The sequence below is a fragment of the Tessaracoccus bendigoensis DSM 12906 genome (assembly GCF_900141915.1).
Taxonomy (GTDB): Bacteria; Actinomycetota; Actinomycetes; order Propionibacteriales; family Propionibacteriaceae; genus Arachnia; species Arachnia bendigoensis.
In genome coordinates this window covers 1-25,237 of record NZ_FQZG01000067.1, presented here as the reverse complement: position 1 = coordinate 25,237, position 25,237 = coordinate 1, and the positions used below count along the sequence as shown (strand labels likewise).

At 67.7% G+C, this 25,237-nt stretch carries 22 protein-coding genes; 17 read left to right on the top strand and 5 right to left on the bottom strand.

The window, feature by feature from the left end; all coding sequences use genetic code 11:
- The first annotated feature begins 260 nt into the window (after positions 1-260).
- From folP to BUC15_RS15000, 5 genes are all read left to right on the top strand, one after another.
- The gene (gene folP / locus BUC15_RS15020) at positions 261-1,148 is read left to right on the top strand and encodes a dihydropteroate synthase (RefSeq protein ID WP_073189764.1); all 888 of its coding nucleotides are present in this window, start codon (positions 261-263) and stop codon (positions 1,146-1,148) included.
- Positions 1,149-1,847: 699 nt separating this feature from the next.
- Complete coding sequence (mutA, locus tag BUC15_RS15015) at positions 1,848-3,719, top strand: methylmalonyl-CoA mutase small subunit (protein ID WP_073189762.1); 1,872 nt, start codon at positions 1,848-1,850, stop codon at positions 3,717-3,719.
- A gap of 1 nt (position 3,720) precedes the next feature.
- Entirely contained in the window at positions 3,721-5,904 is a 2,184-nt protein-coding gene (gene scpA / locus BUC15_RS15010; RefSeq protein WP_073189761.1) for a methylmalonyl-CoA mutase, read from the top strand.
- Between the two features lie 289 nt (positions 5,905-6,193).
- A complete protein-coding gene (locus tag BUC15_RS15005) occupies positions 6,194-6,814 on the top strand; it encodes a LacI family DNA-binding transcriptional regulator (RefSeq protein WP_175558361.1) in 621 nt (206 codons plus the stop codon).
- Positions 6,768-7,205 (top strand): substrate-binding domain-containing protein, encoded by a 438-nt coding sequence (locus tag BUC15_RS15000; RefSeq protein WP_245788006.1) that lies wholly within the window; start codon positions 6,768-6,770, stop codon positions 7,203-7,205. The genes BUC15_RS15005 and BUC15_RS15000 overlap by 47 nt, the downstream gene beginning before the upstream one ends.
- Positions 7,206-7,335: 130 nt before the next feature.
- Here BUC15_RS15000 and BUC15_RS14995 read toward each other — a convergent pair whose 3' ends face one another.
- Complete coding sequence (locus BUC15_RS14995) at positions 7,336-7,521, bottom strand: DUF5302 domain-containing protein (protein ID WP_073189754.1); 186 nt, start codon at positions 7,519-7,521, stop codon at positions 7,336-7,338.
- Between the two features lie 180 nt (positions 7,522-7,701).
- On the bottom strand, positions 7,702-8,763 hold the full coding sequence (gene cobT / locus BUC15_RS14990; protein ID WP_073189752.1) for a nicotinate-nucleotide--dimethylbenzimidazole phosphoribosyltransferase: 1,062 nt from the start codon (positions 8,761-8,763) through the stop codon (positions 7,702-7,704).
- Positions 8,764-8,904: 141 nt separating this feature from the next.
- Between cobT and meaB the strand changes: the two genes are divergently transcribed.
- The 8 genes from meaB (at position 8,905) to BUC15_RS14950 (ending at position 18,190) form a co-directional block, all read left to right on the top strand.
- Positions 8,905-9,927: a methylmalonyl Co-A mutase-associated GTPase MeaB gene (gene meaB / locus BUC15_RS14985; RefSeq protein ID WP_073189771.1), complete on the top strand. Its 1,023-nt coding sequence runs from the start codon at positions 8,905-8,907 to the stop codon at positions 9,925-9,927.
- A gap of 102 nt (positions 9,928-10,029) precedes the next feature.
- Complete coding sequence (locus BUC15_RS14980) at positions 10,030-10,725, top strand: FHA domain-containing protein (RefSeq protein ID WP_073189750.1); 696 nt, start codon at positions 10,030-10,032, stop codon at positions 10,723-10,725.
- Between the two features lie 3 nt (positions 10,726-10,728).
- Complete coding sequence (locus BUC15_RS14975) at positions 10,729-11,190, top strand: FHA domain-containing protein FhaB/FipA (RefSeq protein ID WP_073189748.1); 462 nt, start codon at positions 10,729-10,731, stop codon at positions 11,188-11,190.
- Positions 11,190-12,620, top strand: coding sequence for a PP2C family protein-serine/threonine phosphatase (locus BUC15_RS14970; RefSeq protein WP_073189746.1), 1,431 nt, complete (start codon positions 11,190-11,192; stop codon positions 12,618-12,620). The genes BUC15_RS14975 and BUC15_RS14970 overlap by 1 nt, the downstream gene beginning before the upstream one ends.
- Positions 12,620-14,014, top strand: coding sequence for an FtsW/RodA/SpoVE family cell cycle protein (locus BUC15_RS14965; protein ID WP_073189744.1), 1,395 nt, complete (start codon positions 12,620-12,622; stop codon positions 14,012-14,014). Before BUC15_RS14970 ends, BUC15_RS14965 begins: the two co-directional genes overlap by 1 nt.
- A complete protein-coding gene (locus BUC15_RS14960; protein WP_073189742.1) occupies positions 14,011-15,438 on the top strand; it encodes a peptidoglycan D,D-transpeptidase FtsI family protein in 1,428 nt (475 codons plus the stop codon). Before BUC15_RS14965 ends, BUC15_RS14960 begins: the two co-directional genes overlap by 4 nt.
- Before the next feature lie 67 nt (positions 15,439-15,505).
- Entirely contained in the window at positions 15,506-17,356 is a 1,851-nt protein-coding gene (gene pknB, locus BUC15_RS14955) for a Stk1 family PASTA domain-containing Ser/Thr kinase (protein ID WP_139280297.1), read from the top strand.
- A gap of 195 nt (positions 17,357-17,551) precedes the next feature.
- Positions 17,552-18,190: an aminodeoxychorismate/anthranilate synthase component II gene (locus tag BUC15_RS14950; protein WP_073189740.1), complete on the top strand. Its 639-nt coding sequence runs from the start codon at positions 17,552-17,554 to the stop codon at positions 18,188-18,190.
- A 4-nt stretch (positions 18,191-18,194) separates the two neighbouring features.
- On the opposite strand, the gene BUC15_RS14945 is transcribed toward BUC15_RS14950, so the two are convergent.
- Positions 18,195-18,971, bottom strand: a complete 777-nt coding sequence (locus tag BUC15_RS14945; RefSeq protein WP_245788005.1) for a DUF881 domain-containing protein — start codon at positions 18,969-18,971, stop codon at positions 18,195-18,197.
- 107 nt (positions 18,972-19,078) lie between these two features.
- Between BUC15_RS14945 and BUC15_RS14940 the strand changes: the two genes are divergently transcribed.
- Positions 19,079-19,363, top strand: coding sequence for a cell division protein CrgA (locus BUC15_RS14940; RefSeq protein ID WP_073189738.1), 285 nt, complete (start codon positions 19,079-19,081; stop codon positions 19,361-19,363).
- Positions 19,360-20,025 (top strand): HAD-IA family hydrolase, encoded by a 666-nt coding sequence (locus tag BUC15_RS14935; RefSeq protein WP_073189736.1) that lies wholly within the window; start codon positions 19,360-19,362, stop codon positions 20,023-20,025. The genes BUC15_RS14940 and BUC15_RS14935 overlap by 4 nt, the downstream gene beginning before the upstream one ends.
- Before the next feature lie 24 nt (positions 20,026-20,049).
- Here BUC15_RS14935 and BUC15_RS19170 read toward each other — a convergent pair whose 3' ends face one another.
- Positions 20,050-20,538 carry a heavy metal-binding domain-containing protein gene (locus tag BUC15_RS19170; RefSeq protein WP_084189638.1) on the bottom strand — a complete coding sequence of 163 codons (489 nt, stop codon included), beginning with the start codon at positions 20,536-20,538 and terminating at the stop codon, positions 20,050-20,052.
- A gap of 57 nt (positions 20,539-20,595) precedes the next feature.
- Here BUC15_RS19170 and lysS point away from each other — a divergent pair, with 57 nt between their 5' ends.
- Entirely contained in the window at positions 20,596-22,083 is a 1,488-nt protein-coding gene (gene lysS, locus BUC15_RS14925) for a lysine--tRNA ligase (protein ID WP_425443369.1), read from the top strand.
- A gap of 1,051 nt (positions 22,084-23,134) precedes the next feature.
- Here lysS and BUC15_RS14920 read toward each other — a convergent pair.
- Entirely contained in the window at positions 23,135-24,013 is an 879-nt protein-coding gene (locus BUC15_RS14920; RefSeq protein WP_139280296.1) for a DMT family transporter, read from the bottom strand.
- A gap of 76 nt (positions 24,014-24,089) precedes the next feature.
- Here BUC15_RS14920 and BUC15_RS14915 point away from each other — a divergent pair, with 76 nt between their 5' ends.
- Entirely contained in the window at positions 24,090-24,959 is an 870-nt protein-coding gene (locus BUC15_RS14915) for a DUF4031 domain-containing protein (RefSeq protein ID WP_073189730.1), read from the top strand.
- Positions 24,960-25,237: the final 278 nt, after the last annotated feature.

Sequence of the window (25,237 nt, the reverse complement as noted above, 5' to 3'; positions counted from 1 at the left end):
GGACAAGCAGTGGCCAATCCCCGACACCAGACACCCCAGAACCGACCACTGGCCGATTTTCGCGGGACAGGACCCGAACCCAAGACCCCGCCGAAACCGCCGCGTCCGAGTGACACGTCAGAACCACCCGCGACGACGTCAGAACCACCCGCGACGACGACGGAACCACACGCGACGACCGTACGGCCGTCGTCCAGGCGCAGCGTCCACGGCAAGGACGTCACCGAGCGACTCTTTCCCCTGCTGGCAGACTCGACCGCGTGACCCAGCCGACCCCCGTTCCCCTGATCCTGCGAGGCCAACGCTTCGACGCCGGCCGACCCGCGGTGATGGGCATCGTCAACCGGACGCCCGACTCGTTCTACGCCCCAGCCCGCCACACCGACGTCGGCAGCGTCATCACGCGCGCCGCGGCCATGGTCGACGAGGGGGTGAGCATCGTCGACGTCGGCGGCGTCCGCGCCGGGCAGCAAGGCGACTGGGTCGACGAGGCGACCGAGATCGACCGGGTCCGTCCCGTTCTTACCGCGCTGCGCGACGCCATGCCCGGGCTGCTCACTTCGCTGGACACCTGGCGCGCCGAGGTCGCCGACGCCTGCCGGGGCCTGGTGGACCTCGTCAACGACACGTGGCAGGGTGCCGATCCCGAACTGCTCGGGATCGCTGCCCGCGACGGGGTCGGCTACGTCGTCTCGCATACCGGTGGGCTCGCGCCCCGGACGGACCCCGTCGGGATCGACTACGGGCCCGGCGATGCCGTCGTCGACGACGTGGTTCGCGTCCTCAGCGACGGGGCCACCCGCGCCCTCGCCGCGGGGCTGGCCCCCGAGCAGATCCTGCTCGACCCGACTCTGGACTTCGGCAAGACGACGCTCAACTCGCTTGCCCTCGTCGCGCACACGGGGCGGATCGTCGGGCTCGGGCACCCGGTGTTGCAGGCGATCAGCCGGAAGGACTTCGTCGGGGAAACCCTCGACCTACCCGTCGACGAGCGACTCGAAGGGAGCCTGGCTGCGACGGCGGTCTCGGCCTGGGAGGGCGCTACGGTCTTCCGCGCCCACGACGTCCGGGCTACCCGGCGCGTGCTCGACATGGTCGCCTCGATCCGCGGCGACCGCCCGCCGTCCCGCACCGACCGAGGTCGCTGAGCCGGGGCTCGGTGTCCCGTTGAGCACTATCCCGGACTCGATCGTCCAAGACGCCCGCTTGCACGTTCAAACTCTCAACGAACCCGGGATAGTGCTCAAGCCGCCAACTCGACCCAGCCCACACTCCAAACAGCGCCAGACCCCTTTGACACCAGCGAAACGGCCCCGACACCAGCCCCATGCGCGCGACACCAGCGACAAGCCTCGCCACCAGCGGTATACAGCAGGTATCCAGACATACCGCTGGCAACCACGCCACAACGCTGGCGACGACGTCCACCCCCGCAAGCAGCACCTCCTCGACGGCGCCGTACGCACCACCCGTCGACCCGCACCGCCCAGCGCGACCCGACCTTTGAGCACTATCCCGGGCTCGATGGGCGACACGCCGTAATCGGGCGTCATTTCGGCAAACGAACCCCGAATAGTGCTCAAGGCCAGACCCGGCCCGCGCGACTGCCGGTCCGCTGAGCACTATCCCGGACTCGATCATCAAAGACACCTGTTTGCACGTTCAAACTCTCAACGAACCCGGGATAGTGCTCAAGCCCACACCCCAACCCAGCCCACACCCCAACCCAGCCCACAACCCCTCCCCACGCAAACCTGGTCCGACCTATCGAGCCCCGCCCGCCCCTTCCCCAATCGTCTGGGTTAGGGTTGTTTCTGGGTTCAAGCCCCTTAGAAAGACGGAGAGCGATGAGCGATCAAGCCACTAGTGCGGCCGACATCAGCCTGGCCGCGGACTTCAACACCCCCTCCCAGCAGGATTGGGAGAAGGAGGTTCTGAAGGTCCTCAACCGGAAGCGACCAGAAGGCAAGGAACTGGACATCAACCAGGCGTACAAGCGCCTGACCAGCACCACTGTCGACGGCCTCACCATCAAGCCGCTGTACACGATCGAGGACGGTGTCGACGAGCTGGGCTACCCCGGCGTCGCCCCGTTCGTCCGAGGCACCACGGTCCGCAACGGCGACATGGATGCCTGGGAGATTGCCCAGCTGCAGGAGAATCCCGACGTGGCGGATGCCCACCGGGAGATCCTGACCGACCTTGAGCGCGGCGACACCGCCGTGTACCTGCGGGTCGACCCCGATGCAGTCCGCATCGACGACCTCGACAAGGTGCTGCAGGGAGTCCTGCTCAACCTGGCGCCGGTGTACCTGACGAGCCGCACGCAGCAGTTGGCCGCCGCGGCCAAGCTGTCCGAGTACCTCCGCGATTCGGAGGCCGACAATGCCTCGGTCAGCGGCAACCTCGGTGTCGACCCGATCGCCGCCGCCGCCCTGGCTGGCACGAAGCCCGACCTGACGGTCGTCCCCAAGGCATTCGACCTTGCCTGCGCGTTCCCGAACGTGCGGCCCCTCGTCGTCGACTCGACCATCTACAACAGCGCCGGCGCAGGCGACGTGCACGAACTGGCCTACGCCATCGCCACCGGCGTCGAGTACGTCCGCGCGCTGGTCGACGCCGGTGTCAGCGTCGACGACGCCTTCGGTGCGCTGATCTTCCGAGTCTCCGCCACCACCGACCAGTTCGCCACCATCGCCCGGCTGCGCGCGCTGCGCGGGTTGTGGTCGCGGGTCGGCGAGGTGCTCGGGGTCACCGAGGCCAAGCGTGGCGCCATCCAGCACGCCGTCACCTCGCTGCGCGAGATCACCCGCGACGACTCCTACGTCAACATCCTGCGCGGCACGATCGCCACGTTCGCGGCCGCCGCAGGCGGCGCTGAGATCCAGACGGTGCTGCCGTTCGACACGATCGCCGGTCTGCCGACCGACATGTCGCGACGGGTCGCGCGCAACACGCAGATCGTGCTTGCCGAGGAGTCGAACATCGGCCGCGTCAACGACCCGGCAGGCGGCTCCTGGTTCGTCGAATCCCTCACCCGCCAGCTGTCGGAGAAGGCTTGGGCCCTCTTCCAGCAGCTCGACGCCGACGGTTTCGCCGCGGCTCTGGCCGACGGCACCGTGAAGGCACAGCTCGACGAGGTGAACGAGGCCCGCGCCGCGCGGCTCGCCACCCGCAAGACGCCGATCACCGGCGTGTCGATGTTCCCGAACTACACCGAGGCACCCGTCGAGCGGACCGCTCGTCCCGCGGCCCCGGCCCTTGCCGGGCTGCAGGTCGTGCGCGACTCTCAGGTCTTCGAGGACCTGCGGGACCGCTCAGATGCTGCCCGCGCCGCGGGTAACGAGCCCAAGGTGCTGCTCGCAGCGCTCGGGGCCCGCCGCGACTTCGGTGGCCGCGAGGGCTTCACGTCGAACCTGTACCACGTCGGCGGCATCGCCACCGTCCTGGCCGAGGGTTCGACCCCCGAGGACTTCGTCCGCCAGCTCAAGGAGAACGACGCGAAGATCGTCGTGCTCGTCTCCAGCGCGAAGGTCTACGCCGCGCAGGGCATCGCCGTCGCCAAGGCGCTGCGGGAGGCCGGTGCCGAAGAGGTGCTGGTCGCCGGCCAGGTCAAGGAACTGGGCGAGGGCGGCGCGGAAGTCGTCGACGGCAACGTTTTCGACGGCATGAACGTCGTCGAGCTGCTGACCAACACCCTGAACAAGTTGGGAGCCTGATATGACAATCCCCCGTTTCACAGACATCGATCTGGGCGCCGCGTCGGAACCCGCCGACGCCGCCGCCCAGTTTGAGGCGATCAACGAGAGCCTCGGCCACACCGCCGGCTGGCAGACCCCCGAGCACATCCTGGTGCCGCCGCTGTTCGGCGACGCCGACCTCAAGGGTCTCGACTTCCTGAACACCCGCCCCGGCATCCCGCCGTTCCTGCGTGGCCCGTACGCCACCATGTACGTCAACCAGCCGTGGACGATCCGTCAGTACGCCGGCTTCTCCACCGCCGAGGAGTCCAACGCCTTCTACCGCCGCAACCTCGCGGCCGGCCAGAAGGGCCTGTCGATCGCATTCGACCTTGCCACGCACCGCGGCTACGACTCCGACCACCCACGCGTGGCCGGTGACGTCGGCATGGCCGGTGTGGCCGTCGACTCGATCCTCGACATGCGTCAACTGTTCGAGGGCATCCCGCTCGACCAGATGTCGGTGTCGATGACGATGAACGGCGCAGTGCTGCCGGTCCTCGCCTTCTACGTGGTCGCGGCCGAGGAGCAGGGCGTCAAGCCTGCGCAGCTCGCCGGAACGATTCAGAATGACATTCTGAAGGAGTTCATGGTCCGCAACACCTACATCTACCCGCCGCAGCCGTCGATGAAGATCATCGCCGACATCTTCGCCTACACCTCGGCGAACATGCCCCGGTTCAACTCGATCTCCATCTCCGGCTACCACATGCAGGAGGCGGGCGCGACGGCCGATATCGAGATGGCCTACACGCTGGCCGACGGTGTCGAGTACATCCGCGCAGGCGAGTCGGTCGGCCTCAACGTCGATCAGTTCGCGCCGCGGCTGTCGTTCTTCTGGGCGATCGGCATGAACTTCTACATGGAGGTCGCCAAGATGCGCGCCGCGCGTCTGCTCTGGGCGCGTCTGGTGCGTGAGTTCGGGCCGAAGAACCCGAAGTCGATGTCGCTGCGTACCCACTCGCAGACCTCCGGCTGGTCGCTGACCGCGCAGGACGTCTACAACAACGTGATCCGCACCGCCGTCGAGGCGATGGGGGCGACGCAGGGGCACACCCAGTCGCTGCACACCAACGCCCTCGACGAGGCGATCGCGCTGCCGACGGATTTCTCTGCCCGCATCGCGCGCAACACCCAGTTGTTCCTGCAGCAGGAGTCGGGCACCACCCGCACGGTCGACCCGTGGGCCGGGTCCGCGTACGTGGAGAAGCTGACCGAACAGCTCGCTAGGAAGGCGTGGGAGCGGATCCAGGAGGTCGAGCAGGCCGGTGGCATGGCAAAGGCCATCGAGGCTGGCATCCCCAAGATGCGCATTGAAGAGGCCGCGGCCCGTACTCAGGCCCGCATCGACTCCGGTCGTCAGCCGGTGATCGGCGTCAACAAGTACCAGCTCGACAACGAGGATGCCCTCGAGGTCCTGAAGGTCGACAACAAGTCGGTGCGTGCACAGCAGATCGCGAAGCTGGAGAGGCTTCGCGCCGAGCGTGACGAGCAGGCCACCCAGACCGCCCTCGAGCACATCACCTGGGCTGCCGCGAACCCGGATCCGACGGATCCTGACCGCAACCTCCTCGCGATGGCCATCAAGGCCGCACGGGCGAAGGCCTCGATCGGTGAGATCTCCGACGCACTTGAGAAGGTTTACGGCCGCTACACGGCCAACATCCGTACGATCTCTGGTGTGTACAACAAGGAGTCCGGTTCGTCCGAGACGATCAACAAGGCCCGCAAGCTGGTCGAGGAGTTCGAGAAGAAGGAGGGCCGTCGCCCCCGCATTCTCGTGGCCAAGATGGGCCAGGACGGTCACGACCGTGGCCAGAAGGTCATCTCGACTGCCTACGCGGATCTCGGCATGGACGTCGACGTCGGCCCGCTGTTCCAGACCCCGGAGGAGGTCGCCCGGCAGGCCGTCGAATCCGACGTGCACGTCGTCGGGGTCTCCTCGCTCGCGGCCGGTCACCTGACGTTGGTGCCCGCGTTGCGTGAGGAGTTGGACAAGCTGGGTCGCGAAGACCTGATGATCGTGGTCGGTGGCGTGATCCCGAGCCAGGACTTCGAGGAGCTCCGCGAGAACGGCGCTGACGCGATTTACCCGCCCGGCACGATCATCCCGGAGTCTGCGGTTGAGCTGCTGACGAAGCTGCTGGCTCAGCTCGAAGACTGATCATCTGATCTGGAAGGTGGGGTCGACACTTAGGTGTCGGCCCCACTTTCACGTCTACGCGACGGTCGAGCCAGGCCTCGCGCGACGGTCGAGCCGCCTCGCGCACGGTGCAGAGACCCGACCACAGTCGCCAGACAACACCCACCTTCGCTTAACATCGTGATGTTGGTTCACAGATGAACAAACATCACGATGTTAAGGCCAAAAGACCCGACCACAAGTCGCCAGACAAGGTTCCGGGACACGTTCCACTCCACCTAGGATGGCCTCACAGGGGGAAGGTGACGGCGTGAAGCAGCGAGTAACCATTGAAGACATCGCGGCGGAGGTCGGCGTGTCGCGCCAAACCGTGACGCGGGCGATGAACGGCATGCCGCGCATCAGCCCCCAGACTCGCGAACGTGTGCTTGAGGCGGCCCGCCGCATGGGCTACCAGCCCAGCCGCTTCGCGAAGAACCTGGCCAGCAACAAGCGCACGACGGCGATCGGGCTCGTGGTCGAGACGTTCCGCAACCCGTTCTACGGCGAGTTCACCGCCGAACTGCAGCGCCTGCTCGCGGCCCGCGGCTGGCAGATGAGCGTCACATCGCAGGAGGTCGCACCCGTCGAGACGCCGCTGCTCCTGGCCGACGAGGTCGACCTCCTCGTCGGGTACCTGCAAGGCGAGGCCGACGACCTCGTCGCCGCCACGCACGGCGTCCCGACGATCCTCATCGGCGAGACCGCCTCCCGCCCAGGGCTGCATTCGGTCCTCCCGCCCAGGGCTGCATTCGGTCTCGATCGACTTCGACGCGGGCATCTCCGAGCTTCTTTCCGGGTTGCGGGAGCGCGGCGCCCGCCGGTTCGGGCTTCTGGAGCCCAAGGTGGGCGGCATCGACTACTTCAAGTCCGACCGACGCAGGTCGTATGAGCGCCATGTCGACGCGGCTTCACGCGAGGCGATCGTGGTGTGCGAGGTCGACCTCCTCTCGCTCGACACCGGGGTGGACGGCTTCCGTCGCCTCATGGCCCAGTTTCCCGAGACCGACACCGTCATCGCGTTCAGCGACCTGATGGCGATGGGTGCGCTCAACGCGGCGCACCGGGACGGCTATGCGGTGCCTGGCGACGTCAGGATCGTCGGCAATGACGGTTTGACCCTCGGCGGCCTGACCGTTCCGCCGCTGACCACGCTGAACGTGATCGGAAGCGGGCTCGCCGAGGCGATCACCGATCTCATCGAGAAGATCTTGGACGGGTCGGCCGAGCCATCTGAGAAGGTCACGGTCACTCCCCGGCCACTCTGGCGGGAGAGCGCCTAAAGGGCAACGGCCATCCGGTTCATCCCCGCGCAGCGCAGGGCTGGAACCAGATGGCCGTTCTCGGAGAGCAGACCGGATGGGCTAGGAAGTGCCGATCGATGCGGTACTCGGCTTGGACATGACGGATCGGTTAGCCCGACTTGCGCCGGAACTCCCGCTTGCCGCCCACCTTGCCGTGGGCGTGCCCCTCGCCCCGTTCGGCGTCGACGCCGTGCGACGCGGAGAAGTGCTCCTTCTGCTTCTTGCGATCCAAGGCCTGCCGCATGGCCTCCTTGGGATCGACCTGTTCAACCTGCGGCTCATCGGATTCAGACATGGGTCAACGCTAGTCGCCCCGAGTCTTATTCGGAAGGGCAGCCGCCCGGGCATGGCGTGCATAAATCTCTCTATACATGGAGGCCGGGCGTATCTGGGGTTGCCTCGACGCATACAGAGAACTGTGCACGCGACACGCGCGCCGAGCCCCTCCGCACCGAACGAACCCCGACGACCCCCGCTATCCTGCGGCGATCCCCGCGTCCTCGAACGTCGCCATCTCGCCGAGGATCCGGGCCGACGCCTGCACCATCGGCAACGCCAACACCGCACCCGTCCCCTCCCCGAGGCGCAACCCCAGGTCGACGAGCGCGTCGAGTTCCAGGTGACGCAACGCCTCGGTGATGCCCGGCTCGGTCCCCGCGTGCCCGGCGATCAGGTAGCCCCGCACCTCGGGCGCCAGCGCAACCGCGACGCAGGCCGAGGCGCAGGCGATCACCCCGTCGAGGATCACCGGCACCTTATGGGCGGCGCCGCCGAGGATGAACCCGGCGATCGCGCCCTGCTCCAGCCCTCCGACGCTCGCCAGCACCCCGACGGGGTCTGCCGCGTCCGGCGCGTGCAACGCGAGGGCGCGCTCGATGACGGCGACCTTGCGGGCGAGGGCCTCGCTGTCGACACCGGCGCCCCTGCCGGTCACCGACGACACGTCGGCTCCGGTGAACACCGAGATCAGCGCGCTCGAGGCGGTGGTGTTGCCGATGCCCATCTCGCCGGTCAGCAGCACCCGCGCGCCACCCGCGACGGCTTCGTCGGCCGCTTCGATCCCGACGGCGATCGCCCGCAGTGCCTCGTCCCGGGTCATCGCCGGCTCGACCGAGAGGTCCCGGGTACCCCGGGCGACCTTCCTGTCCCGGACGCCGTCGCTGGCCGGGTAGTCCCCCAGGACGCCGACGTCGGTCAGCATGACCTTGGCGCCCGCCTGCCGCGACAGCACGTTGACGGCGGCCCCTCCTGCGACCATGTTCAGCAGCATCGACACGGTGACCTCCTGCGGCCACGGGGTGACTCCCTGCGCGCAGACGCCGTGGTCACCGGCGAACACCCCGACGACGGCGCCTTCGGGCACCGGCGGTGGGCACTGGCCTGCGATCCCGGCCAGCCGGATGCCGACCTTCTCCAGCAGCCCGAGGCTGCCGGCAGGCTTGGTCAGGTTTGCCTGGCGGTGAGTCGCCTCGGAAAGGGCCTCCGACGACACGGCCCCGATGGTGGAAATGGTCTCCGCGAGCAGTTTCTCTGACATCCTCATCCTTCTGAGTTCTTGAGGTGCTGGCCGCCCCAGACCCACCTCGAGGCTATCAACGCCCCGGGGCTTCGCCGTCCCGGGTGGGCCTACGGCAAGTCGACCGCCACCAGCCAGGGGGTGGACGGTAAGGTCGATGCCATGCGTCGGGTCAATGTTTCGGAACTCTCAGAAGGCATCGCGAACGGTTCGAGGGCGGCGATCGCAAGGGCGATCACCCTCGTCGAGTCGACCAAGCCGTCTCACCGTGAGCAGGCGCACGAACTGCTTCAACTGATCGCGCCACGCACCGGCGCCGCCTTCCGGGTGGGCATCTCCGGGGTACCGGGGGCGGGCAAGTCGACCTTCATCAACGCAATGGGCGTCAAGCTGATCGACGAGCGACACCACCGCGTCGCCGTCCTCGCCGTCGACCCGTCCTCATCGCGCACCGGCGGCTCGATCCTCGGCGACCGCACCCGAATGGCCGATCTTGCGGCCAAGGATGAGGCGTTCATCCGCCCCTCCCCCTCCGGCGGCCACCTGGGCGGCGTCGCCCGCGCCACCCGCGAATCGATGCTCGTGCTGGAGGCCTCCGGCTACGACGTCATCCTCGTCGAGACGGTGGGTGTCGGGCAGTCAGAGGTGGCCGTTGCGGGGATGGTCGACACGTTCCTGATGCTCCAGGTCGCCCGCACCGGCGACCAACTCCAGGGCATCAAGCGCGGCATCCTCGAACTCGCCGACGTCATCGCGATCACAAAGGCCGACGGCGACACCGAGCAGGCCGCACGGGTCGCGGCCCGCGAGCTCAGCATCGCCATGAAGCTGATCACCAGCGAGAACGAGAAGCGCCGCGCACCGGTGCTCACGTGCTCGTCGTACACCGGCGCCGGTCTCGACGAACTGTGGGACGCCGTCACCAAGCACCGCACCGAGTTGGAGGAGGCCGGCACGTTGCGGACGCGCCGGCTCGCGCAGCAGGAGGATTGGCTGTGGAACATGGTGCGCGACGAGTTGATGGAGGCGCTGCGCACCTCGCCCGAGGTCCGCGACACCGCCGCCTGGGTGGAGGCCAGGCTGGCCGACGAGTCGCTGTCCGCGTTGGAGGGCGCCCAGGAGATCCTGGCGACCTTCGCGGGCGCAATCGACACATTCCCGTGGGCCGCACCCCAACGCCGCTGAGGGCAGGTAGGCTCCTGCCCCGGGCCGCGGGGCCTGACAAACAGCCCCGACAGGTAAGCTATGGCCGGAACATCCCAAGGGACACTTCAGGAGAGGAGGCACATGGGCGTCTTTGACAAGGCTGAAAAGCGGATCGAATCCGCAGTCGGGAAGGTCTTCGCGCGTGCCTTCAAAGGTTATGTGCATCCGGTGGAGATCGTTGCCGGGATCCAACGCGAGCTCGACGCCGAGGCCAAGCTGCTGAGCCGCGACAAGCGGCTGGTCCCCAATCTCTTCCAGATCGGGCTCTCGCAGGCCGACTACGACCGGCTGTCGCCGTATTCCAAGACCCTCAACACCGAGATCCTGCCAGGCATCCGGGAGCATGCCGCCGAGCGCAGTTACGTGTTCAACGGCCCCATCTCGATCGGCTACACCCTCGACACCTCGCTTCCGACGGGGCAGTTCACCGTCGCGAGCCGGGCCGGCTCCGGCGACACCAACGGCCGTCAGAAGCGCACCGGTCAGTTGGTCCTGGAGGTCAACGGCGTGCGCCACCCGCTCGTGGCGCCGGGCCTGCTCATCGGCCGCGGGACGGAGGCCGACCTGCGGATCAACGACCCGGGCATCTCCCGACGGCATGCGCTGATCACGGTCTCGGGCGACCAGGAGCATCCCGTGATCACCATCGAGGACCTCGGTTCGACCAACGGGATACACGTCAACGGCACCCGGATCACCAAGACCCGCATCGGGGAAGGCTCACGGATCGAGGTCGGCAACACCCGCATGCTGGTACACACGCCCTCGGAGTCCTGAGCCTTGTCAGACCTCATCGTCACGGCGATCAAGATCGTCTTCCTCGCCCTGTTGTGGCTGTTCATCCTGTTCGTGGCCAACGTCGTGCGCACCGACCTCTTCGGACGCCGCGTCCCGGCCTCGTCGCTTTCCGCGATCCCGGCCGACCGGGGCCGCGGACAGGGTCGCAGCCGCCTACCGACGAGGTTCGCGATCACGTCCGGCCCTCAGCAAGGCACCTCGGTTCCGGTAGAACCCGTGATCAACCTGGGTCGAGCGGCCGATTCGACCCTCCTCCTGGACGACGACTATGCCTCCGCCCGGCATGCCCGACTGGTGCAGCAGGACCCGACCACGTGGCTGCTGAGCGACCTTGGCTCGACCAACGGCACCTATGTGAACGGCAAGCGGGCCACCGAACCCCTCCAGGTCACGGTCGGCGACGTCGTGCGCATCGGTAAGACGTTGATGCGACTGGAGATCTGATGTTCAGCCTCCGTTTCGCCGCCCACTCGGAGGTGGGCCGGGTCCGCAAGAACAATCAGGACGCGGGCTACGCCTCCCCGAACATGCTGCTCGTAACGGACGGCATGGGCGGGGCCGCCGCGGGCGACCTGGCCTCCGCGGTGGCTTCGACGGAGGCCGCGAGGTCCGATCATCGCGCCGCCGACGGCGGGGAGATGCTGGAGCGCATCGGCGGCATCCTGGAACGGGCCAATGCCAAGCTCCGCGACCTGATCGACGACGATCTGCAGCTCGACGGCATGGGCACGACCTTCTGCGGGGCGATGTTCGACGGGCAGCGCTTCGGGCTGGCCCACATCGGAGATTCCCGCGGTTACCTTCTGCGCGACGGTGTACTGACGCAGATCACGCACGACCACTCCTGGGTGCAGTCCCTGATCGATGAAGGCAGGCTGACGCCGGCCCAGGCAGCCGTACATCCGCACCGGTCGCTGATCCTACGGGTGCTCAACGGGCAGCCCGGTTTCGAACCAGACTTCGAGGTGTTCGACGCCCACCTGGGCGACCGGTTGATGTTCTGCTCGGACGGGTTGAGCGGCCTTGTCGACGACGACCTGATGGCCCTGCTGCTGAGCATCGAGGACGCGTCGGAGGCCATCTCGAAACTGGCTGCCGCAGCCAACGACGGCGGCGGGCACGACAACATCACCATCGTGCTGGGCGACGTGGTCGAGCAGGACGACTCCCTGGACGCAGTTCCGGGCCTGCTGGTCGGCTCGGCCAACGAGGTTCGGATCCCAGCCGTCGGGCAGCCCGCCGCGGCCGACGTCGATGACGATCAGGCGCCCCCGCGCGCTCCCGAACCGGACGGCCCCCCGCCGGAGCCCGACGTGGACGCGGAGGAGGTTGCCCGCTACGCCCCCGGAGAGCCACGACGCCGCTGGCCGGGGGTGATCGCCGCGATCATGGCCGTCGCGTTGGTGCTTGGCGGCGGCACCTGGGGCCTCTACGCCTACGGGCGGACCCGCTACTTCGTCGGAGCAGATGAGGGCCAGGTGGCCGTGTTCAACGGGCTGCCGGGCGGTGCATTGGGGATCGAGCTGAACCACGTCGTCGAACGCACCGACATCCAGGTGCGTGACCTTCCCAAGTTCTTCCAGCGTCAGGTCGAGGCGACCATCCCCGTACGGAACCCCGAATCCGCGAAGGGTACGACGGAGGCATTCCGGGAGTTGGCCCGACGGTGCGTCGAGGTGCGGGAGGAGCGCAACCGCCCGAACCCGACCGTGTCGCCGTCGCCCTCACCTGGCGCACCCACCGTCCCAGGCCTTCCGACCGCGCCAGGGCTTCCCGGCGCCTCAACGAGCATGACCGCCAGCCCCGATCCCCTCCCGAGCGGCATCACCGCCACACCCTCGACGTCCGCAGAAGCCGACCCGGAGGCGTGCTGATGTCCGATCAGGTGCAACCGGCGCTCGCCGATGAAGTGATCGTCTACCGGAAACGGCGCTGGGTTGAGTTGGCGCTGCTCCTGCTGGCGCAGACGTTCGGCTTCACCGGATGGGTGCTCAGCCACCTGAACCTGTACGCCGAACTGCCCGACGGCGTGCTGGCCGTCGCAGGTATCTGGTACGGCATGGGGATCGCGACCCACCTTGTCGTCCGGTTCCTGCTCCCATATGCGGACCCCCTGATCCTGCCGTGTGTGTTCCTCCTCAACGGTCTGGGCCTCGCGATGATCTACCGGATCGATCAGATCCCCGAGCCTGTCAAGGCCGATTCGACCACGCAGCTGATCTGGACGGGGCTCGGGTTACTTCTGTTCTCGCTGGTCGTCATCCTGCTGCGCGACCACCGTCGGCTCCAGCGCTACCCGTACCTGATGTTCATCACCGGGCTCATCCTGCTGCTGCTTCCGCTGGTGCCCGGCATCGGTTGGCGCTCGGGCGGCGCGCAGATCTGGATCCGCGTCTTCGGGATGTCGTTCCAGCCTGCGGAGGTCGCCAAGATCGCGTTGGCGATCGCCTTCTCGGCGTATTTCTACGAGAAGCGTGACGTGCTGGCGCTGGCCGGGCACCGGGTGCTGGGCGTCGAGCTGCCCCGGGCCCGCGACCTCGGGCCGATCATGGTGATGTGGCTCGCCTGTCTGGCCGTGATGGTGTTCCAGAACGACCTCGGCACCTCCCTGCTGTTCTTCGGGCTGTTCACCGTGATGATCTACATCGCGACGCAGCGCCCAGCGTGGCCGATCCTTGCCGGGGTGCTGTTCGTCGGGGCCGCCATCGCCGCCTTCAAGTTCACCAATCACGTGCCGCGCCGCGTCAACGCCTGGCTCAACCCGTTCAGCGACTACGACGCGAACCTGCAGATCATCAGCGCGCAGTTCGGGTTTGCGTGGGGCGGGTTGTTCGGGCGCGGCTGGGGGCTCGGCCGACCGGGTCTGACGCCCCTGGCCAAGAGCGACATGATCGCCGCGGCGATCGGCGAGGAGCTCGGCATCCTCGGGTTGATGGCCGTGATCATGGTCTACGGTCTACTCATCGCACGCGGCTTCAAGACCGCGCTGACCACGCCGGACGGTTTCGGGAAGCTCCTCGCGGCAGGCCTCAGCTTCACGTTCGCGCTCCAGGTGTTCGCGATCATCGGTGGCGTCACCCGGCTGTTGCCCCTGACCGGCCTGACTACCCCGTTCATGTCGCAGGGCGGCTCCAGCCTGATCGCCAACTGGATCATCATCGGTATCCTGATGGTGATCTCGCACCGGGCACGCATGCCGCAGGCGGCGACGGCCGCGCCTCAGGAAGCTGAAGACCTCAGCGCCACCACGATGGTGATCCCGCGATGAACGGCCCGATCCGTACGGTGACGATCTTCGTGTCGGTCCTGCTCGCCGCGCTACTGGTCAACGTGACCTGGATCTCGCTCGTGCGCACAGACGCGCTGAATGCGGATAGCAGGAATCGTCGGGTCCGCGACGCCGAGTTCTCGCGCGACCGGGGCGCGATCCTCGTCGGCAACGATCCGATCGCCGAGTCCGTTCCGGGCAGTGGCCGTTTCCCATTCGTGCGCACCTATCCCGACGCCGAGCTCTGGAGTTCGGTGACCGGCTGGTTCTCCTACGATTTCGCCCGTTCCGGCCTTGAAGAGTCTTACAACCAGGAGATGGCGGGCACCTCGTCTGAGCAGTCGTTCGACCGGATCCTCGACCTGCTGACGAGCCAGCAGACCACGGGGGCAAACATCCAGACGACCCTCAACTCTCGGGCGCAGGCCGCCGCGGTGAACGCTCTCGGGGACCAACGTGGCGCCGTCGTCGCCGTCGACTACACCACCGGCGAAATCCTAGCCCTCGTCTCGACCCCCACCTACGACCCGAACCGGCTCGCCACCGTCGACCTCGGCGAGGCGCAGACGGCGTGGAGCGAGCTACTCAACGCCGACGACGAGCCCCTCAAGGGCCGTGCGACCCGGGAGGTCTACCCGCCGGGGTCGACCTTCAAGCTGGTCACCGCCGCGGCGGCGCTGGAGGACGGCATGGTGCCAGACACCATGGTCGACGCGCCCGCCTCGCTCCCGCTGCCCAACTCGAGCCGAACGATGGGCAACTCGACCAACTGCGGCGGCGACCGGGTGACGATCGAGCAGGCGCTTCAGGTGTCCTGCAACACGGCGTTCGGCAACCTCGGCCTCGAACTCGGCGCCGACAAGCTGCGGGCCCAGGCCGAGGCGTTCGGTTTCAACCAGGACCCGACGATCGACATCGCCGCGGCCGTCTCCCGGTTCCCGACGGAACTGGACGAGGCCCAGACCGCCCTTTCGGCCATCGGCCAGTTCGACGTGGCCGCCTCCCCCCTCCAGATCGTCCAGGTCGCGGCCGCGATCGCCAACGACGGAGTGATGATGAAACCGCATCTGGTAAGCAATGTCACCAACAGGGACCTGTCCGTGCTCTCGGCGACCAGCCCCGAGGAGCAGAGCCGACCTATCTCGGAGTCGACCGCGAAGCTGATGCAGCAGATGATGGTGGCGGTCGTCGAGGACGGCACGGGCAGCCCGGCCCAGATCGACGGCGTGACCATCGGCGGCAAGACCGGCACGGCACAAACCGCCCCCGACCGTCCCCCTTACGCCTGGTTCGTGGGCTACGCGGAGGACCCCTCCGTCGCGATCGTGGCGTTCGTGGAGGACGCGGACGTGGCGCGCGACGACATCTCAGGCGGCAGGCTCGCCGCCCCGATCTTCAAGGCCGTACTGGAGGCGCTGCGATGAACTTCTCAGGATCTCCTCAGAACCATTCTGCAAAATGGGGGCCGACCAACCGAAAGGAACTGCAGCGATGACAGAGCGAGGAGCCCTTCTCGGGGGCCGTTACAAGCTCGACACGATCATCGGGCGCGGTGGCATGGCCGAGGTTTGGCGGGCCCGTGACATCCGGCTTGAGCGCGACGTCGCCGTCAAGCGGCTGCGCGTCGACCTGGCCAGCGATCCGACGTTCCAGGCCAGGTTCCGCCGCGAGGCGCAGTCTGCGGCCGGTTTGAACCATCCGAACATCGTCGCGGTCTACGACACCGGTGAGGAACCCGACACGGGCACAAGCATCTCGGTTCCCTACATCGTGATGGAACTCGTCGAGGGCGTGACTCTGCGCGAGGTGCTGCGCGACGGTCGTCGGATTCTCCCTGAGCGGGCCCTCGAGTTCACCGCAGGGGTGCTCGACGCGCTGGCGTACTCCCACCGGGCGGGCATCGTCCACCGCGACATCAAACCCGCCAACGTGATGTTGACGCCAAACGGCACCGTCAAGGTGATGGATTTCGGCATCGCGCGGGCGGTGGCGGACACGTCGGCGACCATGACGCAGACCGCGGCGGTGATCGGTACGGCGCAGTACCTCTCCCCGGAACAGGCACGCGGGGAAAAGGTCGACAACCGCTCGGACATCTACTCGGTCGGCTGCCTGCTGTACGAACTGCTCACGTCGCAGCCGCTGTTCAAGGGCGATTCGCCGGTGTCGGTGGCATACCAGCACGTCCGCGAGATCCCGGTGCCGCCGTCGCAGCTCGATCCTGAGATCACGCCGTCGATGGATGCGATCGTGCTCAAGTCGCTGGAGAAGGACCCGCGCGACCGCTACTCCGATGCCGGGGAGATGCGCGATGACATCCTGCGTTGCATCGCGGGGGAGCCGGTGTTGGCGCTGAACCAGGGCGACCAGCCGACCCGGATCATTGCGAGCGACTCGATGACGACCACGGCGCGGCGCGGGGTGATCCCGACCGCCGTCCTTCCGAGCCCGAACTCACCGAACAAGCCTACCGAGGAGTCGTCCGAGGATCTGGAGGAGGTCGAGGATGAGCCGAAGAGCCGCAAGGGTCTCATCGCGCTCCTGATCATCGCGGGGCTGGTGCTGGTGGCGATCATCGTGGGCGTCTTCATGGTGTTCAACGGTGGCAATACCGCCGTGCCGAGCCCGACTCCCACCATCTCCGCAACGCCGACGCCGTCGCCCACACCGACCCCCAGCCCGTCACCGTCGCTGGTGGCGGTGCCCAACCTGGAGGGCCGGAGCGTCAGCGAGGCCGAGCAGCTGCTAAGCGAGGCAGGTCTGGTCGGCGACCCACGTGAGGAGGCCGGCACCGCTGACAACGTGGGCCAGGTGCTTCGCCAGGAGCCAAGCGGCGGCGAACGCGTCGAGCCGCGTTCGAGGGTGGTTTACTACGTCTCGACAGGCGCGACCGGGGCGACGATTCCGGCCACAGTCCTCGACGTGTCCTACGACGCGGCGAAGCAGATCCTTGTGGGGCTCGGCTTCACCAACGTCCAGCCCGCGAAGGAGGCCGACCCGGCCACCGAGCCGATCGGGGCTGAGGCGGGGAGGGTCGTGTCGGTCAGCCCGGGTGAAGGCTCGGCGGTGAACTTCGACACGCCGATCACCTTGACCGTGGCTACCGGCAAGTCGGTGATCCCGTCGCTGACTGGTATGAACGAGCAGGCCGCTGGTCAGTTGGCGGGGGAGCGTGGCTTCACGATCTCCGTCACGACGGTGGCCACTGCGGATCAGCCGGCTGGGCAGGTCTTCGAGCAGTCGATCGATCCGGGCGAGGTCGCCGACAGGGGCACCGTCATTGAGGTGACGATTGCGGAGGCTCCGGCGAGCGCGCCGCCGAGCGTCTCGCCGACGCCGTGAGTCGGACAAGTCGCCAGACAACACCCACCTTCGCTTAACATCGCGATGTTGGTTCACAGACGAACAAACATCACGATGTTAAGGCCATTACCCCGAGCGTAGGTCCCCAGTTGTCAAGGTAACGATGGACGGTTCGTCACGCCAGCTCGCAGAACTCGCCGGGCGACTCGACCACCGCGGTGGCACAATTGCGTCGTGACCCGCATCCTCGTCATCGACAACTACGACTCGTTCGTCTACAACATCGTCTCCTACCTTGCGCAACTCGGCGCCGAGGTCGACGTGTGGCGCAACGACGACCACCGGTTCGCCGATCCCAGTTGGCACACGGGTTTCGACGGTGTGCTCCTCTCCCCCGGCCCCGGCACCCCGGAGGAGGCAGGCGTCTGCGTCGACGTCGTGCGCAGCCTCGGCGGGCTGGTTCCCCTGTTCGGGGTCTGCCTGGGCCTCCAGGCGATGGCGGTCGCCTACGGCGGCGTCGTCGGGCGCGCCCCCGAACTGGTACACGGCAAGACCTCGCCGGTCTTCCATGACGGCGTCGGCGTGTTCCATGGTCTGCCGTCGCCGGTGACCACCACCCGCTACCACTCGCTGGCCATCGTCGAGGACACCGTCCCTGACGTGCTGGAGGTCACGGCCCGCACCGAAACCGGCGTCATCATGGCCGTGCGACACCGCCAGTTGCCGATTGAGGCCGTCCAGTTCCATCCCGAGTCGGTGCTCACCGAGGGCGGGTATCAGATGCTCGCCAACTGGCTGGCTGTGTGCGGCGACGCCGAGGCCCCGCGTCGTGCGGTGGGCATGTCGCCGCTGGTGTCGACGACGCTGACCTGACGGGTCAGCCCTTGGTCGCGTACCGCAGACCTACCGCACCGCCGAACGCTGCCAGGTCGAGCGTGTCGCTGGTTTCGACCGTGTAGCCGAGCCCATATGCCTCGACGTACTGGCGGTAGATCTCGATCGCCGGCGACTCATCCAGTCCGCGCTGTAGTTCATCGACGTCGCCGATCGCCTCAATCACGTACGGCGGGGCGTACGGGATGCCGTGCAACACGACGGAGTTGCCGACGCACTTGATACCCGTGGTGGAGATCACGCGCTGCCCCTGGATCGTCATGGCTTCCGCACCACCGGCCCAAAGCGCGTTGGCTACGGCCTGGATATCCTGCTGATGGACAACCAGCGCATCGTCATCAACGCCCGCTGGGCGGAAATCCGGCGGTGCGTCCGTGAGGGTGACCCTCAGCCCGGGGCCGGTGACCGCCACCAGGCCAGCGTCAAACTCGGCGCTGTTGACCGCATCGGTCAGGTCCTCGCCGCCGGGCTGCGCGGTCGTGAGGCTGGCGACTTCCTCACCCAGTTCCTGTGCCTGGCTACGGAGCTCGGCGTTGCGCTCGCCTTGGGTCACGATCACGTCGCGCAGGTTCGCGCTCCTGTCACTGCGCAGATCGGTCCCTCGGGCGGCGATGGCCGACACGGTGATCATCAGACCGGCGAGAACGCACACCAGCACCGTCGCGATCCGGCCCTTCGGGGAGCGGTGCCGCTCCTGGTTCCGGCCCATGTTCGCGCGCACGCGTGGGATGCGTGCACGGAGCCGCTCCCACAAGTTCATGCGCACCAGCGTAACGCGGCGCGGTGCGCGAGTGGCGGCCCAAAGTGGGCATTCGGTGCGCGCTCAATTAGTCTTGGTCTGAAAAGCTCACGTCGAGGAGGCAGCAAGTGCCCGAATCCAAGGTCCGCAACAAGGCCGCAGTCAGGAAGAACGCCAAGGACCAGGCAGAGTTGAAAGAGAAGCGCCAGGAACGCACGCGCCTCGCTCCCGCCAGCCGCAACTGGGTCCCAGCCGTCTTCCTCCCCGTCGGCCTGCTCGGCGTCGTCTGGATGGTCGTCAACAGCCTCGCCGGCCAGTCGATCGGCTTCATGCAGATCCTCGGCGACTGGAACATCGGGATCGGCCTCGGGCTGATCGTCGCCTGCTTTGCGGGCATGACCCTGTGGAAGTGACTCCGGCCGGGTCCGAGCCGCTGGGTGTCTTCGACGCCGTCCTCTTCGATTTCGACGGCACCCTCGCCAATTCGTACGAGTCGATGATGACCGCGTATCGGATCTTCGCCGAGGAGTACGGTGTCGGCCTGGACAAGGTGCGCAGTTTCACCGGCATGCCGTCCGAGTCCCTGGCGCGCGCCCTGTTGCCGGCGGAGCAGGCCGTGGCGGGCGGGGAGCGCATCGACGAACTCGAATCCTCAAACACCGACGGCGTGGTCGCGCTCCCCGGCGCGCTCGCCGCCCTTGAGGCGATCCCCGCGACCCGCTGGGCGATCGCCACCTCCTGCACCCACCGCCTGATCACGGCCCGGCTGCGGGCCGCGGGGCTGCCGACGCCGTCGGTCCTGGTGCCCTGCGACTCGGTCGCCAACGGCAAACCGGCCCCGGATTCGTTCCTGCTGGCCGCGAAACTGCTGGGGTTCGAACCGTCCAGGTGCCTGGTCCTCGAGGACGCCCCCGCCGGGGTGGCCGGAGCGCGGGCCGCAGGTTGCGCCGTCGGCGGGGTCCTGACGGGACACACCGCCGAGGAACTGGGCGCCGACTGGCACGTCGAAACGCTCGCCGACCTGCGCTTCGACGTCGCCGACGACGGCGTCAGCGTGTTCCGGGTCGGCGGCTGAGCCTGGCGACCACCTGGCCACCGGTCAGCGACGGAGCCTGACCGCTGTGCCGTATGCGGTGAGTTCGCTCACCGTCTCGCTGATCTTGCCGCTATTGAAGCGGACCCCGACGACGGCGTCAGCGCCCGACTCGAGCGCCAGTTGAACCATCGCGGCGACGGCTTCCTGCCTTGCCGCGGTGTTGATGAAGCTCATCTCCGGGTTGTGCGCCATGTCTCGCGGCCGCGTCGAGACCCCGATGACAAGCCCGATAACGTCGACGATCTCCCGGCCCGGGAGGAACTCGGTGGTCGCCACGGGGATCCGGTAGACGACGTTGACCGGGCGGCGCGGATCGCTGTCGCGCTGGGGTTGAGGCGAGATCGGGGGTTTCGCGGCCGACTGCTGCTGGGGAGGAGTCGGGGGCGCCTGGGGTCGGGGGTTGGGTTGACGCGGCGGGGCGGGCTTCGGCGGAGTAGGTCTCGGCGGGGCGGGCCTGGGGCCGTTGCCGGGCCCTGGTGGCTGGAGCGTCATGCGCGTCAGCCTAGCGGCGAAGGTAGGATGTCGCGCGTGACTCAAGCGCCCGACCAGATGCCCAGCGACTCCGAGCAGACAGCGATCCGTAAGGAGAAGCGTCAGCGGCTCCTCGACGAGGGTCGTCAGGCCTACCCGGCCGACTTGAGTCGCACCCACACCCTGCGCGAGATCCGCGCCGGCTGGGGACATCTCGAGGCCGGGCAGGAGACCGACAACGTCGTCACCGCTGGCGGGCGTGTCGTGTTCATCCGCAACACCGGCAAGCTGGCCTTCGCGACGCTGCAGGACGGCTTCACCCCGGAGGACAACGGTGAGCGGCTCCAGGTGATGCTGTCGCTCGCCGAGGTCGGCGAGGACGCCCTCGCCAGATGGAAGTCCGACGTCGACCTCGGTGACTTCGTCTGGGTCAAGGGCCGCGTCATCGCCTCCAAGAGGGGCGAGTTGTCGATCATGGCCAGCGAGTGGCGGCTGGCGGCCAAGTCGCTGCGGCCCCTGCCCGTGCTCCACAAGGAACTCTCGGAAGAGGCGCGCGTGCGTCGACGCTACGTCGACCTGATCGTGCGTGACGAGGCGCGCGACCTGCTGCGGAAGCGGTCGGCCATCACGCGCGCCGTCCGCGAGACGCTGTACGCGCAGGACTATCTGGAGGTCGAGACGCCGATCCTGCAGTTGGTACACGGCGGGGCCGCGGCACGGCCGTTCGAGACGCACATCAACGCCTTCGACATCGACATGACGCTGCGGATCGCGTTGGAACTGCACCTGAAGCGCACGATGGTCGGCGGCGCGGACCGCGTCTTCGAGCTCGGCCGCGTGTTCCGCAACGAGGGCATCGATTCGAGCCACTCGGCCGAGTTCACGATGCTCGAGGCGTATCAGGCGTGGGGCGACCAGCGCACGATCGCCCGGCTGATCCAGGACATCATCGTCGCGGCGGCGGACGCCGTCGGGTCGCGCCAGATCGAGACGCCGCAGGGTGTCATCGACCTGGACGGCGAATGGCAGTGGCTGCCGGTGTATCCGGCACTTTCGGCGAAGGTCGGCGAAGAGATCACCGTCGAGACCCCGCTTGAGCGGCTACACGAGGTCGCCGACGCCCACGAGATCGAGTTCGACCCGGCGGTCGGGGCGGACAAGTTGGCGATGAAGCTGTTCGAGGAGTTGGTCGAGCCCGGGTTGCTGCAGCCCACGTTCGTCTACGACTACCCGTCGATCGCGCAGCCGCTGGCACGCCCGCACCGCTCCGAACCGGGGAAGGTCGAGGCGTGGGACCTGATCATCGGGGGCATGGAGCGGGGCACGGGGTTCACGGAGTTGGTCGACCCGGTGGTGCAGCGCGAGGTGCTGTTGGCGCAGTCGCTGAAGGCTGCGGCAGGCGACCCGGACGCGATGCAGTTCGACTCGGACTTCATTGAGGCGTTGGAGTACGGGGTGCCGCCGATGGGTGGGTTGGGGCTCGGGATCGACCGGTTGATCATGCTGCTGACGGGTGTCGGGATCCGAGAGACGATCCTCTACCCGCTGCTGAGGCCGCAGGGCTGACGTCGGGTCGGGACCGGGGTCGAGCGTGGCGACGTCGGATCGGGACCGGAGTCGAGCGGGCCGACGTCGGGTCGGAACCGGGGTCGAGCAGGGTTTGACGTCGGGTCGGAACCGGGGTCGAGCGTGGTTTGACGTCGGGTCGGGACCGGGGTCGAGCAGGCTGACGTCAGGTCGGGACCGGGGTCGAGCAGGCTGACGTCAGGTCGGGACCCGGGTTTGAGCAGGCTGACGTCAGGTCGGGACCCGGGTTTGAGCAGGATTTGACACTCAATGCGACGCGATCCGCATTGTCTACTGACAACACCCCGACGGCGTCGATGACCCCCGGATCCTGCTCATCGCAGACGCTCGGGTCACGTCTGGCCTTGAGCACTATCCCGGGTTCGTTTCCCAAATCGACGCCCAACTACGGCGTGTCGCCCATCGACTCCCGGATAGTGCTCAAACCTCACCACCCCCAGCCCTCAGTCCCCAGTCCCGCCCGTCCCTCACCCGGCGACCGACAACTCCCTCGACGGCGCCTCAACCCCGGGTTTGAGCGAGGGCGACGTCAGGTCGGGACCCGGGTTTGAGCAGGATTTGACACTCAATGCGGCGCGATCCGCATTGTCTGCTGACAACACCCCTACGGGGTCGATGCCCCCCCGGATCCTGCTCATCGCAGACGCTAGGGTCACGTCTGGCCTTGAGCACTATCCAGGGTTCGATTCCCAAATCGACGCCCAACCACGGCGAGTCGCCGATCGACTCCCGGATAGTGCTCAAACCTCACCACCCCGTCCTCACCCTGGGCTGGAGGACCGGACCACGGGGCCAGGTGGGGACCTGAGCGCTCATTGGGTGTTGGTTTGAGCACTATCGCGGGTTCGTTGGTTGTTTGAACGTTCCAACCTCTCATTTCACAAATCGAACCCGGATTAGTGCTCATGGCCCACCGAGCCCCAGCCACCAAGCCTGCCCACCGAGCCCCAGCCACCAAGACCCCGCCCACCCCCAAGTCACTTCCGGTTAGCGCTCACGGCCTGCCGAGCCCCGAGCCCCGCCCGTTCCCTCACCCTGCGACCGACAACTCCCTCGACGACGCCTCAACCCCGCGCACCCCGACCACGCTCGCCGCCACGACCAGCCCGCCACCCACCAGCAGCCGGACGGTGAACTCCTCACCCCCGAATGCGACGGCGAACAGCGCGGCAAACACCGGCTCAAGCGTCATCAACAAGGCCGTCCGCGTCGGCGACAGGCACCTCTGCGACCACGTCTGCAACGCCATCGTGACGATCCCAGCCGCGATCGCCGTGTAGCCGATCGCGGCCCACACCGTCGGGTCGGCCGGAATCCTGTACCCACCGGGCGCGCCCATCACCAGGCAGATGATCGCGACGCTGATCAGCTGCACGATCGCCAGCGCCATCGCGTCCATCCGCTCCGCCCAACTCCCGAGCACCACGATGTGTACCGCATAGACGGCGGCGCCGATCAAAGTGAGGGTCTCACCCAGCCCGAAACTCGCCGTCCCAGTCAGCCCAAGCACCGCAAGGCCAAGCATCGCCAGCGCCACCGCGACCCAGATCTGCCCGCTCGGCCTTGCCCGGAAGAACAGCCACACGACGAACGGCGTGAGCACCACGTAGACGCTCGTGATGAACCCGGAGATCGACGCGGCAGTGGTCTGCAGGCCGATGGTCTGGACGATCTGCCCGGCGCCGAACAGTACTCCGATCCCCAGACCGACCAACCACTGCTTCGCCGTCAGCCGACGCAGCCTCGGCAGGAAGACGATCGCCGGCACCGTCGCGCCGATGGCGAAGCGGACGGCGAGAAAGTCGATCGGATCGACCGCCGATACTGCATCCTTGATCACAAAGAACGTTGAGCCCCAGATCGCGGTCACCAGCACGAGCGCCCCGGCGGCGAGCATGGAATTGCGCACGGGGCTCCTCTGATCGGTCGGTGCACCGCCAACTTAGGGCCGCTCCACACCACAGGCAAAACGAGGGAGGACGACGATGGCGATCCTGATCGACCCGCCGCGCTGGCCGGCCCACGGCACCGTGTTCGGGCACCTGGTCTCCGACGCGTCGCTGGACGAGTTGCACGACTTCGCGTCACGCGCCGGCCTGCCGACGCGTGCCTTCGACCACGACCACTACGACGTGCCCGAATCCCGCTACCCGGCGCTGCTCCAAGCCGGGGCGACCTTGGTGCGCGAGCGCGACCTCGTCCGTCGACTCATCGCCTCCGGCCTGCGGGTCCACGCGCCTCAGAAGGCCCCGACGCGGTCGACGGCGCTCTCGCTGGCGACGTCGTCCTGGCGCGGCCTCGGCCTTCCCGACGACCTTCGCGACGACCTGATCCGACGATGGGTCGAGCCGCACCGCCATTACCACGACATCCGTCACCTGGCGCAGTGCCTCGACGCCCTGACGCGGCTCGGCGGCGCGACGCGCGCGACCACGCTTGCCGCCTGGTTCCACGACGCCGTCTACGAGGGTCGTCCAGACGACGAGGAGGCCTCGGCGAACCTCGCGGAGCGGAGCCTCGGACGTCTGGTGTCGGGCACCGAGGTCGACGAGGTCGCCCGGCTGGTGCGGATGACCGCCGAACACAATCCGGCCGACCCGCAGGCCGGGCTGCTCTCCGACGCCGACCTTTCCGTCCTCGGGCAGGTCCCCGGCCGTTACCACGTCTACCTGCGCGACGTCCGGCTCGACTTCGAGCACCTGGACGACGAAACCTGGCGGCGTGGGCGGCTGCAGGTCGTCAGCTCGCTGCTGGCCGTCGAGCCGCTGTTCCACACCGTCAAGGGGCGGGCCTTCTGGGGTGACGCGGCGCGGGCGAACTTGGAGGCTGAACGGGACCGGCTGGCGGACGCCTGAAGCCCACCCGGACAGGCGCGCGGCGACGACGAGGCGACGAGGCGACGAGGCGACGACGAGGATACGACGGCGACGGCGACGGCGACGGCGACGGCGACGGCGACGGCGTCGCCCCATCGCCCCGCCTCGGACCCCTGCGGACGACGCGGCGTCGGCATCGCTCCCCTGGCGCGGCTCGCCCGGCCCGGCACCAGGATTTGAGCAGGATCCACCACTCAAACCGACGTCGCCCGCATCGTCTGCTGACAACGTCCAAACCCCGCCAATGAACCCCGAAT

Excerpts from the sequence above, each read along its gene's own strand:
- mutA (WP_073189762.1), top strand. The coding sequence starts at position 1,848 with ATGAGCGATCAAGCCACTAGTGCGGCCGACATCAGCCTGGCCGCGGAC.
- scpA (WP_073189761.1), top strand. The coding sequence starts at position 3,721 with ATGACAATCCCCCGTTTCACAGACATCGATCTGGGCGCCGCGTCGGAA.
- BUC15_RS14995 (WP_073189754.1), bottom strand. The coding sequence starts at position 7,521 with ATGTCTGAATCCGATGAGCCGCAGGTTGAACAGGTCGATCCCAAGGAG.
- cobT (WP_073189752.1), bottom strand. The coding sequence starts at position 8,763 with ATGTCAGAGAAACTGCTCGCGGAGACCATTTCCACCATCGGGGCCGTG.
- meaB (WP_073189771.1), top strand. The coding sequence starts at position 8,905 with ATGCGTCGGGTCAATGTTTCGGAACTCTCAGAAGGCATCGCGAACGGT.
- BUC15_RS14980 (WP_073189750.1), top strand. The coding sequence starts at position 10,030 with ATGGGCGTCTTTGACAAGGCTGAAAAGCGGATCGAATCCGCAGTCGGG.
- BUC15_RS14970 (WP_073189746.1), top strand. The coding sequence starts at position 11,190 with ATGTTCAGCCTCCGTTTCGCCGCCCACTCGGAGGTGGGCCGGGTCCGC.
- BUC15_RS14965 (WP_073189744.1), top strand. The coding sequence starts at position 12,620 with ATGTCCGATCAGGTGCAACCGGCGCTCGCCGATGAAGTGATCGTCTAC.
- BUC15_RS14960 (WP_073189742.1), top strand. The coding sequence starts at position 14,011 with ATGAACGGCCCGATCCGTACGGTGACGATCTTCGTGTCGGTCCTGCTC.
- pknB (WP_139280297.1), top strand. The coding sequence starts at position 15,506 with ATGACAGAGCGAGGAGCCCTTCTCGGGGGCCGTTACAAGCTCGACACG.
- BUC15_RS14945 (WP_245788005.1), bottom strand. The coding sequence starts at position 18,971 with ATGAACTTGTGGGAGCGGCTCCGTGCACGCATCCCACGCGTGCGCGCG.
- BUC15_RS19170 (WP_084189638.1), bottom strand. The coding sequence starts at position 20,538 with ATGACGCTCCAGCCACCAGGGCCCGGCAACGGCCCCAGGCCCGCCCCG.
- lysS (WP_425443369.1), top strand. The coding sequence starts at position 20,596 with ATGCCCAGCGACTCCGAGCAGACAGCGATCCGTAAGGAGAAGCGTCAG.
- BUC15_RS14915 (WP_073189730.1), top strand. The coding sequence starts at position 24,090 with ATGGCGATCCTGATCGACCCGCCGCGCTGGCCGGCCCACGGCACCGTG.